Annotated in this window: 1 protein-coding gene; it reads right to left on the bottom strand. The window is 58.5% G+C overall.

Annotated elements, in window-relative coordinates; all coding sequences use genetic code 11:
* A partial coding sequence (locus tag ACPYOJ_RS36495) for an ACT domain-containing protein (RefSeq protein WP_481420555.1) occupies positions 1–221 on the bottom strand: 221 nt, incomplete at its 3' end.
* Between the last annotated feature and the right edge of the window lie 20 nt (positions 222–241).

Here is a 241-nt window from a genome sequence, read left to right as displayed (position 1 = left end):
GTCGCGGGCAGGGCCGGACGTGGGCGAGCAGTGGTGCGTTTCATCACGATCAGCAAATCCAGCTCCGCACCTTTGAGCGGCAGGGTCGATTCGATAAGGGTAATGGCATTCCATGTCCCGGACAGCAGCATAATAAACGTGAACTCTTCGCCCAGCATAGCCAGACGGCTGTCCTCGATATTACAGCCGCAGCTGCTCACATGGCGGGTGATGGTGTTCACGATACCCGGCCTGTCAGCAC

This window comes from Rhizobium sp. SVR5-9E (assembly GCF_056755095.1).
Note: the sequence above shows the minus strand (reverse complement) of the source record. Positions and strands in the feature narration are given on the sequence as shown.